At 48.8% G+C, this 15,293-nt stretch carries 10 protein-coding genes; 1 reads left to right on the top strand and 9 read right to left on the bottom strand.

The features are described from left to right. Window positions 1-5: 5 nt before the first annotated feature. From B1728_RS03610 to B1728_RS03590, 5 genes are all read right to left on the bottom strand, one after another. A complete protein-coding gene (locus B1728_RS03610) occupies window positions 6-992 on the bottom strand; it encodes an ABC transporter permease (RefSeq protein ID WP_079908784.1) in 987 nt (328 codons plus the stop codon). A 104-nt stretch (window positions 993-1,096) separates the two neighbouring features. Next, window positions 1,097-2,746: an extracellular solute-binding protein gene (locus B1728_RS03605; RefSeq protein WP_079908783.1), complete on the bottom strand. Its 1,650-nt coding sequence runs from the start codon at window positions 2,744-2,746 to the stop codon at window positions 1,097-1,099. A gap of 272 nt (window positions 2,747-3,018) precedes the next feature. Continuing rightward, window positions 3,019-5,253 (bottom strand): helix-turn-helix domain-containing protein, encoded by a 2,235-nt coding sequence (locus B1728_RS03600; RefSeq protein ID WP_079908782.1) that lies wholly within the window; start codon window positions 5,251-5,253, stop codon window positions 3,019-3,021. Between the two features lie 461 nt (window positions 5,254-5,714). Further along, a complete protein-coding gene (locus B1728_RS03595) occupies window positions 5,715-6,938 on the bottom strand; it encodes an RNA polymerase sigma factor (protein ID WP_079908781.1) in 1,224 nt (407 codons plus the stop codon). Between the two features lie 7 nt (window positions 6,939-6,945). Then, window positions 6,946-7,293 (bottom strand): YciI family protein, encoded by a 348-nt coding sequence (locus B1728_RS03590; protein ID WP_079908780.1) that lies wholly within the window; start codon window positions 7,291-7,293, stop codon window positions 6,946-6,948. 436 nt (window positions 7,294-7,729) lie between these two features. On the opposite strand from B1728_RS03590, the gene B1728_RS03585 reads away from it, so the two are divergent. Next, on the top strand, window positions 7,730-9,172 hold the full coding sequence (locus B1728_RS03585; protein WP_218672285.1) for an MFS transporter: 1,443 nt from the start codon (window positions 7,730-7,732) through the stop codon (window positions 9,170-9,172). 187 nt (window positions 9,173-9,359) lie between these two features. Here the strand turns inward: B1728_RS03585 and B1728_RS03580 are convergent, their stop codons facing one another. The 4 genes from B1728_RS03580 to secD form a co-directional block, all read right to left on the bottom strand. After that, window positions 9,360-10,070 carry an ABC transporter permease subunit gene (locus B1728_RS03580; protein ID WP_079908778.1) on the bottom strand — a complete coding sequence of 237 codons (711 nt, stop codon included), beginning with the start codon at window positions 10,068-10,070 and terminating at the stop codon, window positions 9,360-9,362. Continuing rightward, window positions 10,067-10,912, bottom strand: coding sequence for an ABC transporter ATP-binding protein (locus tag B1728_RS03575; RefSeq protein WP_079908777.1), 846 nt, complete (start codon window positions 10,910-10,912; stop codon window positions 10,067-10,069). The genes B1728_RS03580 and B1728_RS03575 overlap by 4 nt, the downstream gene beginning before the upstream one ends. A gap of 138 nt (window positions 10,913-11,050) precedes the next feature. Further along, entirely contained in the window at window positions 11,051-11,986 is a 936-nt protein-coding gene (locus tag B1728_RS03570) for a LytTR family transcriptional regulator DNA-binding domain-containing protein (RefSeq protein WP_079908776.1), read from the bottom strand. Window positions 11,987-12,215: 229 nt separating this feature from the next. Beyond that, window positions 12,216-14,357 (bottom strand): protein translocase subunit SecD, encoded by a 2,142-nt coding sequence (gene secD / locus B1728_RS03565; RefSeq protein WP_079908775.1) that lies wholly within the window; start codon window positions 14,355-14,357, stop codon window positions 12,216-12,218. Window positions 14,358-15,293: the final 936 nt, after the last annotated feature.

The raw sequence follows: 15,293 nt of genomic DNA, 5'->3' as shown, positions 1-15,293 counted from the left end.
TTTTCTCACCACAACGCTTGGTCGAACAGCTTGGCCAAACGATTGGCCCCCACCACCAGGACGAGACCGATGACGGCTTCGAACAGTCCCATTGCCGTCGTCATACTGTACAGCCCGCCTTGAATCCCGACGGTATAAATATAAGTGCTGATGACGTTGGACACATCCGATACAACCGCATTCTGCAGATTGTATACCTGATCAAAGCCGACCTCCATGACATTGCCCATAGAAATGATGAGCATCAGGGTCATGACAGGCATAATCCCCGGCAGCGTTACGTACCCGATCTGCTTGAGCTTGCTCGCCCCGTCGATACTCGCCGCCTCATACAGCGAAGGGTCGATGGAGCCTATGGCCGCCAGATAGATGATGGCCGAAAATCCGGCTTCCTTCCAAATGCCGGAGCCGAAGAAGATCGCGAGCCAGGAACCGGTCTGATACAGGAAATTGACCGGTTCGCCGCCGAAGTACCTGATAACCGCATTCAAGGCGCCTGCCTGGGATCCAAAAAGCATGACGGCGATTCCCCCGACAATTACCCAGGAGAAGAAGTGAGGCAAATACAGCAGCGTCTGCACAGAGCGTTTGAACCATGCCTTGCGCACCTCGTTCAGCATGACCGCAATCAGAATCGGGAATGGGAAGCCAATGACGATTTTAAGGAGACTAAGGATGAATGTGTTACGAATGATGGCGATGGACTGCGGGTTGGAAAACATCATCCGGTAATAATCCAGTCCCGCCCAAGGGCTTCCCCAGATGCCTTGCATCAGATTGTAATGCTTGAAGGCGATAATATTGCCCAACATAGGCACATAGCGGAATACGATGAAGAATACGATGACCGGCGCAAACATCATCAGCAGCGGCACATTACGCCGGAATCTGCTGCGGCCTTGTGTCCGCAGTACTCCGCCCACAGCCGAAGCATTGGCTTGCTGGCCGGTGAGGCTCACGCCACCTTCTATTGCCCTTTCCTTAGTTTTCATTACAGCTCCTCCTCATGGTTTCCTATCCTTTAATGGCTTTGTATTCTGGCCGAGGATGAAACCGGGCCCGTTCGGCAGCCGACCGGACCCGTTCCCCCTCCCTATTATTTATTGGCGTACAGTTTCGCGGCATCCTCACCAAACTGATACAGGTCCTTCAGCAGGAAGGCGTTAGCCTTGTTCGTTTCGTACCACTTGGCGTAGAATTCGTCGACTCGCAGACCGCCCGACTTCTCCCAGACGCTCTTGGCATCCTTCTCGGCCTGGTCCGGGGTATAGTTGCCGCCGCTCACGACCGCCTTCATCCACATGTCCTTCATCTGCTGCTCCGTGTTTTTCACGATCAATGCCAGATCCTGCGGCAGGACAGGGAGATATTCCGGCTTGAGCGTCGGAATCTGGCGCTCCTTGCTCACATAAGCCTGATTCGCCTTAATCGCGAGCTCGCGCAGCGTCTTCTGCGTCTCCGTATCCTGCGGACGCTGTTCCACGAACGAGCACTTGCCCAGCAGAAGCACGGAGGACATCATCCGCAGATCGGAGGTGTAGGAGATTTCCTTCTTGTTCTTCTCCGCGTCCAGCGGTTTTGGGCATCCCGCCTCGTCCTTGCTCCAATGAATGCCTTCCTCACCGCTCTCCAGCGTGCGTGCCGTCTCCGGTTTGATCATGAAATCAATATATTGCATGACCGCCTTGGGATCCTTTGCTCCCGCATTGATTGCACCGACCATTTGAATCGGGCTGCCGATGACCGGGCTGAACTGGCCAAACTGGGATTTGGGTAAAGGGAGGATTGCCAATTTCGCGCCGGGGTCGTTTTTCTTCAGCGCATCGTAATCCTTGTCCGCGATCTCCTGATATAAGTACATGCCTAGCTTGCCAGATAAGAAATCCTGCTTGGCCTTCTCACCGTTTTTGTCCGTGAGAAAGTCCTTATCCACGATCCCCGCGTCGAACAGCTGCTTTTGGAAGGCGGTCGCGGCCTTCAGCCGGTCCCATTCATGAACAAAGGTATCGCCCTCAAAGCGCCACTGCACCTCGCCAAAACCGAACATATGCTGAATGATCGACATGCCGTTGCCGCTAAGATTCAAGCCGAACGTATCGGCCTTGCCGTTGCCGTCCGGATCCTGGGCGGCGAACGCTTTCGCCACCTGCAGAAACTCCTCCGACGTTTGCGGCATCTTGAGATTCAGCTTCTGCAGCCAGTCCTCGCGGATGTAGATCCGATGCCCCGCCATCAGCGGGGTGACCTTGCCGATTTCATAGAGCTTACCGTCATCCTTGGTACCGAGCTTCTTCAGCTGCGGGAATTGCTTCATCAGGTCCTTGTACGTGGTGCTGTACTTGTCGATCACCTCATCCAGCGGCATGAGCAGTCTCTGCGAGTACCATTGATTCCGGTAGCCCGTATCGTACTCCAGGATCAGGTCGGGCGCGCCGCCGGTCGCGAACAGCGCATTAAACTTCTGAAGCGACTCCCAGCGCGGCACAGTTATATATTTCACATCGACGGGACCGTTTTTATTCACCCATTCCGTCCAGCGGTTTTTGTCCCAGTTGCCCTCCTCCGGCGGAATATTGTTGCGTTCATACATCGAGACGGTAATGCTTCCCCGTTTATCGGGGGAGGTGTCCTTCTCTCCCTCCTTGGAGGAAGGCGTCTGTTCTGCGCTGCATCCTGCGACTACAACACCTGCCAGTGCCATGGCGGTCATGCCCGCTCTAATGAACTGTCTTTGTCTCTTGATCATTGAATCATGCTCCCCTCGGTTGACGTGATTTCCATGCGGCTCGTTGCCCTGATTGCAGAATACCTCATGGCTGCATTTTTCAGCAATGGATATGATTCTTAGGGCTAACCGATTATCCAAAAACGCGGAATGAACCAAATTACAACGATGAACCGAATAGCAAAAAGCCCGTCGTGACGGGCTTTGATAAGATTCTGAGTCTCGGAAGCAACATTCTATTTGGCGATAAAAACTTCCGCTAATCGCGGTCGCACCTCTATGAGAAGGCATCGTTAGACGTTTTTATCATAGTTTTTGCGGTAATCGCCCGGCGTGGTCCCCATTACCTTTTTAAAGGCGCGGATATACGAAATATCATGGAGGTAGCCGACCTCCGCCGCGATTTGCTTGAGCGACAAGGAAGTTTCCTCGAGGAGACGACGGCTTTGAGCGATCCGGACGCCCACCAGATAATCGACCAGCTTCTCGCCAAAAGTTTCCTTGAACAGCCGGCTTATGTATTTGCCGTTGAGACCGAATTTATCGCAGAGCTGATTCAGGGAGAGGTTGGGATCGGCATATTCACGGTCAATGTAGCTTTTGACTTCCAAGATCAGCTTGTAATGACTGCGGTTCTCCTGCTGCTCCCGCAGCTTGCCGCTAAGGTCTTCGAGGATGGCAGTGAACCGCCCCTCCATTTCCCCGCTCCAGTCGAATGTATCGCGCAATTCGCCAAGCTTCCCGACCGTCTCGTTCCTCCATATCTCCTGAGCGCCCTCCGGAAGCTCGACCATTTCCCGATACAAATGATCGATGAAGGCATTCAGCACCTGCACAAGCTCATCTCTAGGCAGCCGCTGAGTCCGAAGCTCACGAAATACAGACTGAACCATGTCCCTCCATTCGTCATCTCCCGTCCGGAAGGCTCGGGCGAAGTTGCGGATCAGCTGGAGGTAGCGGTAGGTCTCGCCCTCATTGAAATCCGCATCGCGGTAAGAAATAACGCGGCTCAAACCAAGGCTCGCCTTGAAGCCTAGCGCCTGCAGCGACTGCGCATAGGATTCCGTTACGTGCAGCGTGTCGTCCACGGAAGCGCCAAGACCGGCCGTTACCGTAAATTCCAGATTGGCGTTCACCCAGGCTTGTACTTCGTCCGCAATCTGCCGTACCCGTTCCTCCGCCTCCTCCCCCTCGCGTATGCAAGCATACAGGGCGGCCAGCTGCTGCTGAGCGGTCCATTCCGTCCATACCGTCACCCGATGCGTCTCCGCCAGCTCCTTGATGACGCTGTTCAGCACGAATTTCAGCAAAAACAAGTCCCGCTGGGAATAATTGGACTGCACCGAGGCGTATTTGTCGATTTCATACGTCACGACAACCAGCGTGCGAAACTCCCCCTGCAGACCGAAGCGTTCCGTTTCCCTGTCCCATTCTTCACGGCCGATGGGCCGGCTCCCCTCCAGCAGCTCCATGAAAAAATGCCGGCTCCGGTAGACGGAGTCCTCTTCATGCATTTTCTGATACGTATTGGACTGATCGATTAAGCTGTCCAACGCTTGCTCGATAAATTTGAACTCGTCTTGTCCGCTGCGCGATAACTTGGAGCTGCGGTTTGCGGAGTAGTGTTGAATGCGATCTATAATCGATTCCAGCGGCCTATAGTTCCGCCGGGTGACATACGTCATCCAAACGGTACCTACGATCACCACGACCAGACCCGCCGCAATCCATACGTACGAAAATATCGATACATATCGCATCATATTGTCGTCATGTACACCGCCGGTATAAGACCAGCCGGTGTAGTCGGAGCTGAGCCTGGACAGCGTTGTGCCGGGCAGCTGTCCGTCGCCGTCCGCCGGACCTGCTATGACATTGCCGTTCGCATCGCGTATTTCGATGAAGCTGCCGGAGCCTGTCAGCTCCGCAAGCCGCTTGCCTATCTTGGCCAGGCTGATGTTGACAACGACCAAGCCCTGGCCTCCTTGAAGCAGCGGGTACTTGCGTACCATGGATACGACGGAGACCGGAAACCGTTCCTGGCCCTGAAACTCCATATAGGTGCGAGGGCCAGACAGCTCATAGAGCAATCCCCGCTCCTCCCTGCTGGATGCAAACTCCCGGTCTCCGAACTGTTCCAGAGGGATGAATGTATTGGGGCTGAGCACCATGTGATCCGTGAAACGGTACAAATAGATAGAATCAATCAGATTATCGATTCCTTCCATCTGATGAATCCGCTTCGATATTTCGTAATTGTCAAAATAAGAAATGGCGCCCTGGCCCTGGAAGAACCCGCTGAGCTTCTCATCGGATTCCAGCTCTTTGATGAGAGCGCTATCCATTTCCTTCAGCGAATAGTCGATTAATTGCATGAGATGCCGCACGAGCTGCTGATTACTGTTCGCTGTTTCCCGTTGGGACATTTGGCTCAGCAGCAGGAAGGTAACCAGAATGAGTATCGAGGTGAGGCTAAAGAATATGGGGAAATATGAGAACAGTAAACGATAAAACCAGGACTTCTTCATGTTGTCCTCCTTCGGGACTTGGAGATAACCAGAATAAGGGGGAAATGCCTATGGGCAAAATCCCTATGGCACGAATGATAACACGTGATATCTCTGACTGTAAAGAAGCCGGTAAGAAGGTACTGAGTTCTTTCGAAATCACTCTATCGCTCAGATATAAAAATGGATATAATCTTCAGGCGCTCCCCGTCACCTCGTCGCCGTCCCGATGCAGACGAAGACGCGAAAGCTTGCTGCCTCCAAATTAACACCTGCATTAACAACCATTTTCTTATCTCAGCCCGGCCGATTGATATTGGAAACTAAATCGATCGGCGCTTTAAAAATCTCATTTTCTTTTTTTATCGCACCTTTATAACGGGACGGGCTGCTGCTGAAATGTTGCTACCTGTAACGAAGATTAAGGCACCCACATGGGGTGCCTCACAGAGATACGGAGATCTTTTTTATCAATGCCACGTTTATATCGCGGAGGCTTGGCGGCTGAGAAATCGTCGAACAGAAGCATCTGTACTTAATCCGATAGCATGGCTATATGCAGAACGGGCAGCTTCTTTTCGATTCATCTGTTTGTATAGATGACCGGCAAGCGCCCAATACGGCTGATAATTCACCACTTTTTCAGATGGAATAGCTTCCACCAAGGTAATGCCCCGCTCTGGTCCGTAAGCCTCTGCGACCGCAGCAGCTCGACCGACTAATGCGCCCAATGTTGGGTGCATACGTATGAGGCCCTCGTATAACTGCGCGATCGCCTCCCACTCGGTACGCCCAGTCCATAAACGCTGAGCATGTACCGATTGAATCGCGGCCATGAGCTGAAAGCGGCCGATTCCACCAGCTTGCGAAGCGGTATGCAGATAACGCTCCGCCTCCATGATCAAGTCTTGCTCCCATCGCGTACATTTTTGCTCAGAGAGGGGAACATAGTTCCCCTCGTCATCATATCGTGCCTCGCGGCGTGCCTCACAGTGCAGCATTAGCGCCAGCAGACCATAAACCTCCGGTTCGCGGGGGGCAAATTGGAGAAGAAGCTTTCCCAGGTAAATCGCCTCCTCCGCCAAGCTCCTGCGAGGTGAATCGGCAATAGCTGCCTCGTCCCACCCGCTCCCATAAGCAGCATAAATGGCTTCCAGAACGGAATCGAGACGATTCGGGATCTCTTCCGCACCAGGCATTTCAAATACGAGGCGTTCGGCACGGATTTTTGCTTTTGCCCGTGTAAGACGCTGGCTCATAGTTGAGGGCTTGATGATAAATGCAGACGCTATTCTAGCTGCATCGATTCCCAGCACTGTCTGCAGCATAAGGGGTGTGCGCATCACTGGATCAATTGCCGGGTGAGTACAAAGAAACATCATCCTTAGGCGTTCGTCCGGAAAAGCAGCGTTTGAAGAAGTTAGGCACTGCGTATCCTCGGACATGGCAAGGAGTGTCGGCAGAGCACTTTCGGAGATACGTGTACGACGGGCACGGTCAATAAGCCTCCTGCGGGCGGCCGTAACCAGCCATGCCTCAGGCTTATCGGGTATGCCGATCTTGGGCCAAGTTTCTAACGCGGCGAGAAAAGCATCTCCAACGGCATCCTCGACAGCCTGCAGATCCCGCCAATTTACAACCAAATAGGCGAGCAATCGACCATAAGCAGCACGTGCCGTTTCTTCAATGATCTGATGAGTTTCCATAGAACGATTACTTCAACGCGGGGATGTTCTGTCTGACCTCAACCGTATCGACAGGCCCTCGAGCAGCCCACTCCAATGCAGTGTCAATGTCTGGAACATCAATCACGAATATCCCGCCGAGCTGCTCTTTCGTCTCGGGAAATGGCCCGTCCTGAACCTCCATCTCGCCGCCGCGCCGCTTCAGCGTTGCAGCTGTCTCAGGGGCATAGAGACCCGAACCGAATACTACAATTCCAGCCTGCCGCAAAGCATGCACATAGTGCGTCCAGCCTGCCAGGTATTGTTGTTGTCTAGCTGGATCCGTTCTCGCCGCAAAGTCCTCCTGACTTTCGTAAAACATCAAAGTGTAATTCATACAAAAACTCCTCTCTTCAAACTGTATAAGATTTGGTTTCACTATAATGTCGTATAAGCTGTGCTGATTTCTACATTGCACAAAATTTTTATTTTTAACAACTTGCCATTCCTTGCGGTAAGGTTCGGCTTAATAGTCATAACGGCGAAATATGCAGAAGAAGCAGCCTATGCAGCTTCCTTTGTTGCACTAAAGGACTTGAACCTGCTGTCAGTGAACAATGTTTGTTTGCCCCAATGATATGATTCGTGAATCCCGTCTACATCAGGTGAGCCGTATCGGATCGCTGATTACATTGGCCGCTTGGGCTACCTCAGATTCATGATCATGTCTCATGAAATCATTATACTCGCTCCATGTTGACAATTCAAATATTTTTGAAATATAATGACCTGGAACGTTTCAAAAATATTTGAATTATAGAGGTGATATACTAGTGTCTAACGATCAACAAACTCGACTTTGTGCTTCTGCATCTGAATTGGCTGCTGTTAAACAGCAGGCCATGGGGTGGAGTTTGGCACTGCTCGCTTTAGCCCAGCTTATTTACGGGCTCGACATCAATATCGTTTTCGTAGCTTTGCCTGAGATCGGCCATGGTCTTGGATTCTCGGAACAGTCGCTGCAATGGGTGGTCAGTGCCTACACTGTTTTCTGTGGGGGCTTCCTGCTTCTTGGAGGGCGTGCTGCCGATTTACTCGGACAAAAACGAATGTTTATTTTCGCGTTGCTCCTTTACGCGCTTTCGTCTTTATTGGGAGGCTTGGCCTGGAACCCGCTCGTCATCATTATAGCCCGTGCCATTCAAGGTATAGGAGCAGCGTTTCTGTTCCCGGCCACATTATCGCTAATCAATCGATTGTTTGAGGAAGGTCCGCGTCGCAATCGGGCTCTTGCCGTATGGGGCGGTGCCGGAGCCAGCGGATTGACAATCGGCTCTATCCTGGGTGGAGTACTGACCAATGCGTTCGGCTGGGAAGCAGTCTTCTTGGTTAATGTTCCATTAGCAGGGATTGTTGCACTGGCTGCGCTGTACGTGATTCCCCGTGATGAGCATCGGAACCAAAAACGTCCGTTTGATTTACCCGGCGCCGCCACCGTAACCGCAGGAGCTACTCTTCTAGTCTATGTTCTTGTACAAGGACCCGAATTGGGATGGGGTGCCGGAGAAATTATCATTAGCACCGTGCTTTCTTTGATCCTCTTGTCGATCTTCGCCATTATCGAAATTCGCAGCACCGCTCCTTTAATGTCGATACATCTTTTCCATAACCGCAGCCTGGTTACCAGCATGGTCATAACATTCATCTACATGGCCACATTCGGTGCTCTACCTTACTTCCTGACAACCTTATTTCAGAACGTGCACGGATACAGTGCTCTGCAAACCGGGCTTGCCTTCATCATTCCTTCATTGGCGATTGCAGCAGGCACCCAGCTCGGCGAACGGCTCGCGACCCGTTTGGAGGCACGAAGCACATTGCTTATCGGTATGATTATCGGAATTGTCGGGACGCTGCTGATTCCGTTAGGGGCGTACACCGGCAGCAGCTATCTGATGATTGTTCCGGGGCTCATTATTTCCGGCATCGGCCAGGGCATCACATGGACCGGCATGTGGATCGCAGCTTCAAACGGCGTAGCCCCGGAGGATCAAGGTGTAGCGTCAGGGATAGCGTCGACCACATTAAACATCGGCAATGCCATCGGGCTTGCCATTTTGATTGCCATCGCCAACTCGGGCATTCGGGGAATAACGGGTGAAGCTCTGCGTGAAGCATTAGCTGTGGGTAATCGGACAGCTATTTATATGGCGGCGCTCGGCATCCTTCTCGGCGCGATTGTCACCTTGTTTTTGCCTCGAAAACGAAAAATATAACGGCTAACACAGAAGTTTGACCCTTCCTGATTGTTCGTTAGCTCAACAAAGGCAACCGATATCAAACGGCTGCCTTTTTGTCTTTATTGAATTAACATGACACCTTGCCGGAAAAGCCCGGCTCGGCGGCGATACACAACTCTATAATGGCTGTCCGGCACAAAGCCAGATGCTCTTTTATATTTTCTTACTCGTCTTTTAACCTCCGTTGATACAAAACAACAGACACAATCGTTAATACAACCGTCCATGCCAAAGTAATAAGGACAGGCTTTAATAAATCTACCGTCGTAAAGCCTATATTACGTATATTTAGCAGATGCACAAGCTGAACGCTTGGCGCATACTCCAGCACTTTGAAGATCGGAAAATCATCCGCTAGCAACACCCCCCATGGTGCCCCAGTGAATACGAGCGCTACAGGCATTATAGATAATGATGCTTCAAGTAACGTCTTGGAATACAAACCACATATCGTCCCAGCTGCGGTGTATAGAATAATCGAAAAAATGATGGTCGCCACAAACGCCCACAGACTAGCTGGCACATAGCCTAATATATAGGTAGCAATAGCCAGAACAACAGCAGACATAACAAAGACTAAAGTACTTTTACCGATTAGAACATCCATGGTCGTGGCCGGAGTCATCATTAATGATCGTAAAGTGTTACGCTCCTTTTCCTCCGCAATCAAGCATGCTTGTGCTAAACTCGTTAGAATCACAAACGAAGTATTTAGAACAAAACCGGCAGCTACAGTCAAAGACGGGCTAGAAACCCGAAAAAGTAATGCGAACATAATTGGAAAAGTCAAAATAATGGAGATCGCATAATTGCGTGAAAACTCTTTGTAATCCTTCACAAATATCGCTCGCGCACGTTTTAATGAGATACTCATAGTAACTCACTTCCTGTCATTTTAATAAAAATATCACCTAGACTTGGCTCTTTTGTTTCCAATCTATCAATTAATCCTCGTTTCATCCAGTCAGCTATTTGATCAGCCGTTCCCTCATCGATCGGAAGCTCGTAGGCTTGCCCATTGATTAACTCAACACTAACTACGTCTTCCCGATGCTGTTTTTTAAGCTCCTTGGGTGAGCCGATGGTTTGGATTTGTCCCTGATATAAAATCGCTACACGGTTACATAGCAATTCCGCCTCAGCCATATCATGCGTAGTTAAAAAAATCGTTGTCCCTTTCTCATTTAAGTACCGTAAGCCTTTATAAATGTGTGCGGAGTTTACCGGATCTAAAGCCGAAGTAGGCTCATCCAAAAATAATAATTCCGGCTCATGGATAATGGCGCATGCCAATATGACACGCTGACGCATCCCTTTCGATAATCGACTGACTTTCTTTTTGCGTTCTCCGCCTAAGTTAACAAATTGCAGCACCTTATCGATCGATGATTTAGGAAGATCATATAATTGGCAATACAGCTCTAGATTTTCCTCAATCGTTAATCTCTCATATAGACCGCTGTTATCCGTCAAAATGCCAAAACGCATCTTCTGTGCAGACTGTTGCATCATCTCCGCTGGCTGGTTAAATACACTTGCCTGTCCGCTTGTCGGATTTAATTGCGCCGTTAAAATCTTAATTAATGTTGTTTTTCCCGAACCACTCGGACCCAGGAAACCAAAAATTTCCCCTTTCGGAATGGAAAAGGACACGTCTGATAACGCATCCTTATTTCCGAATCTCTTTCGAATATGTTCTACTTGAATAACATCCATGAACACCACTTCCTTCAAGTTGATGCCTTAAGCATATAAAGATTGCATGCTTTCAGCCATCAAAACCCGCCGAAATGTAGCCGTTGTCGCCCGAATGGTACCATGGAATGCTTGACTGGTTCGCTATTGCCCAGGAAATTAAATATTAAGTAGTGCTTTTAATTCATGCAATTTTGAACGAGATAACGGAACCACGGCATCTTTGCCTGTGTTTAATCGCAAGCTGTAGCTATTCTTCGTCCATGTAATAATTTCTCTTACTTTTTGCAGATTAACGATGTAGGAACGATGACACCTGAAAAACCCGAAATTTACCAATCTCTGCTCAAGCTCGGTTAGCGTCAAACCACAGACATAATTTTCTCCACCCACATGAACCAGGATCGAACCATCCATACTTTCTATGTAATCGACTTCCGGCGGATCAAATAAAATCACTTTGTCATTTTTTTTCGTAGAAATCTTCTGCAAGGTGATAATGGCCTGATCTTGCTCCTGCACTTCCTGCTTATCCTCTTCGGAGTCCCGAATATCCAATGGATGAAATCCGAGTTCGTTCAATCGATAAATGGCATCACAGGAAATGATGGCGTCCTCTAAATTCGAAGTTAAAATCAAAATCTGCTTTTCGTTCGAAAGGTCATCCAAAATCCGTTTCAAATGGCGACGATCTTCTTCTTCCAAATAAAAATAGGGTTCTTCCAACACCAGTGTAGGCTGATGCGCAAAAAAGACACGCAGCAATGTCACATACATCCTTTTTGATGAGCTTAGATCCTTGATTTTCACTTTACGTTCTTCGTTTAATGCAAAATAATCCATTAACCGAGCGACACGCTCATCCCGCCCCGATACTTTGATTAGAAAAGTGATCAGCTCTTCCACGGTTAAACGCATATACTCGCCTTGTTGAACTCGAAATACATAATACATGGAATGATCCGTCAATTGATCCATTAATAGCTGCTTACGCTTCAAGTCCGTTATAATGCCAATCGATTGGTTCGATGTCATATTTAATTCGATCTTAGGCAGGAATAGCTCCCCATTATAAAAGATTGGTTGAAATTGCATGCCGTCCTCCAGGTCCGCGCCACATATTTATATCAATTATAATGTCGGGATCCTTTTTTGTCAGTTTCTATTAAAATATACCAGCTTGGGGCCCTTATTTTATTCTTTCTTGTGTTCAGGTATAAGAAAAAAAACGCCAACACAATAAAGCAATAATGTGCTGACGTCTTACCCATAATTATGTTTAGCCACTTTTCTTTTTCAACTTTTTATTTATATGAAAAGTTAGTTAAAGCACGTTCTTCCGCAAAAATTCCCGCTTTTTCAGCGATACCCACATCTGTGCTGCGATAAAAATAGAGGAATACGTTCCACTGACCAATCCGAAAATCAGCGCCAGTGAGAAATTGCGGATTCCTTCACTGCCGAGTACGGCGATTGCCAATGCGGTAATGAATACGGTCGCTACCGTAAAAATCGAGCGGCGCATCGTCTGCCATAAGCTAATGTTGACCATCTGCTGCAGCTCTTCAACGGTTTTGACTTTCATCGTCCTAAGATTTTCCCGAATCCGGTCAAAAATGACAATCGTGTCATTGATTGAATAGCCGACGATCGTCAGAATCGCTGCAATGAACGTCAGGTCAATCTCCAGTTGGAACACAGAGAAGAGAGCAAGCGGAATAAACACGTCATGCAGGAGCGCGATGATACACGCCACCCCAAACAATAATTGAAACCGGATGGCGATGTAGATACAAATCCCGACCGCTGCGAGCAGCAAGGCAATCGCTGCTTTTTTCACAAGCTCGTCAGCAATGACGGGAGAGACCGTCGATTCTTGCCTGCTAACCTGATCGCCATATGTTTGCTGCAGGTCCTTTTGAATCATCTCCAGCTGAGCTTTGGAAACAGGCTGATCGAACGTTGTCGTCGCCCATTCGTTGTTGTTGCCAAACGTCGTAACAGGCTTAAAGGCAATGTCCGGAACATTTTTTTGAATCACACCGGCGATGTCGGCCGTGTTAAACTGCTTGCCGATCATCACGTCAAGCCTCGTCCCAGCTTTGAAGTCGACTCCCAGGTTAAGTCCGAAAATCAGCATGCTAGCCAGCCCCAACACCAAAATACTCAAGGAGAAGGCGTAAAACTTCCGCCGGCTTTTAACGATGTCGAATTTGACTGGGGCGACCGGGGCTGACCTGCCAATGTCTTGCTCAGCTACCGCGTACCAGGCAGGCTTTTTAAACAAATTGGACTTGATCAGCAGCCAGAGCAGGGAACGGGAACCGAAGACGTTCGTCAGAAGACTAACGATCAACGTCATGATCAGAATGATCGCGAAGCCTTGAATCGAGCTGGAGCCGAATAGCATCAACACCGCGGCCGCGATGATCGTCGTCACGTGCGAGTCGACGATGGTGATGAACGATTGGCGCTGACCCATGCGAAAGGAGGACAGAATCGTCTTGCCGCTGCGGATCTCCTCCTGAACTCGCTCGTAGGTGATGATGTTGGCGTCGACAGCCATTCCCACCGAGAGTATGAATCCGGCGATTCCCGGCAAGGTCAAGGTCGCTTGCATCCAGTACAACACGACCAGGCTGGCGTATGTGAAAAAGACAAGAGCTATGTTGGCGATCAACCCCGGCAGGCGATAGACCCACAGCATGAACAAGAGAACGACGCTAAAACCGACGTATCCAGCAAACATTGTCTTGTCAAACGCCAACGCTCCCAGGCTGGCACCGACCGAGTTGGCTTGCAGCTCGACCAACTTGGCAGGAAGCGCCCCCGTATTTAAAATTTTCGCGATTTGAGTCGCTTCCTCCACGGTGCGCTGACCCCTGATTTGTGCGCTGCCGCTTGTAATCACTTCGTCAATGACCGGATCAGTCAGCAGCGTTTCATCAAGGTAGATAACCACCTTTTTGTGCAGGTTTTCCCGGGTCACTTGAGTAAATTTATCTGCATTGGTAAACTTCAACAAAATTAATGGCCGATGCAAATCGTCATAGCCTACGCTTGCCCCATTTGGCGCGAGGTCACTGCCCTGCATCACGCGGTTTCCCTGTTCATCACGGAATGTCAGTACCGCCGGTTTGCCGATCAAGGAACGCAGCATTTCCTGGTCTGTCACCCCGGCTAATTTGACGCGGACGCGATCAGGCTGTTCGATCGTAACCTCCGGCTCTTTTACACCACCAATGTTGACGCGTTTTTCGATCATTGTCGCCATCGCTTTCAAGGTGTCCATCGTCACGGCTTCGCTCTGCTGCAATGGCTCCACCTTGTACAAGATCTCGAAGCCGCCCTGCAAATCAAGCCCGAGATTAATGTCCTTGGCAATGTTGGGTGCTGTAGAAAAAAACAACGTGCCGGTTACGGCAACAATCAAGATAAACCATAGTATTTTTGAAGATTTTATCATTCAGTTCGTACCCCATTTCAATGTAATGTTTCGTTGAAATGGGGCTGGTCTATGTAACAGGATTCATATTTGATCGGGTAAAGCAGAAAGAAGCGTTTAAAGATGGGGATAAAGGAATAAATATATCGCCTTATTTTATATTCGGGGAACATAAGGAAAAGTGCTGCGGATAAACAGAACAGAAGAAGAATGTTCGTGAACGAAAGGGAATGGTCCCTTTCCTTCAGCAAAGTTGCGTGCTCATCGATATATGAGTGATCAAGCAGTAAAGGCTGAGCAGAAGCTGCAACAGCTCCGCTTGGTAGTTGAATGGAGACAAGACAGCACAGGATAATCATAATCGCTGCCAGGAAAACTTTCAGAAGCTTTGTCACGTAATCACCCCCTTTCGCCGGTCGATAAGGACTTCGCCAAAAGTGGAGCGAAGCCAGAATTCAAGCATTTGGGTAAGAAGGGTTAGAAAACCCGACCGAAATGCTTGCTATTTGAATACGACATGGATTTCGAAAAGTTTCAGTTTTTTAATAACGCTTCGCAATGCATGATTTTTTTGTAAAATCTATGAGTCTACTGCATTTTCACATAGTGTTATAAAAAAAGAGCCCTTCCGTTGTCGACTTTTAATAAGTTATGTTTCATTTTTATTAATTGAAACCAATCACTCATTATCGAAGTATAACCTTATATGTAAAAAAAAGGGGGGTCTGATTTTGAAGAAGATTTTAAAAGACACGGCGATTTTGACTGTATTGATCTTCAGTATTAAATTCGTTCTTAGACTTATTATTAACCCCGATAGTATCATAAGAACATTCGAAAAAGGAGTTTGGATAGGTTTAGGGGTTTATTTCACTTCATTAATAATGATATATGTTGTTATTTTTGTGATACTTTTTGTAAGAAGAGTTATTTTCAAACCAAAAAACTCTTAGATCA

The sequence above is a fragment of the Paenibacillus sp. 32352 genome, from assembly GCF_002042965.1.
GTDB classification, from domain to species: domain Bacteria; phylum Bacillota; class Bacilli; order Paenibacillales; family NBRC-103111; genus Paenibacillus_S; species Paenibacillus_S vulneris.
Note: the sequence above shows the minus strand (reverse complement) of the source record. Positions and strands in the feature narration are given on the sequence as shown.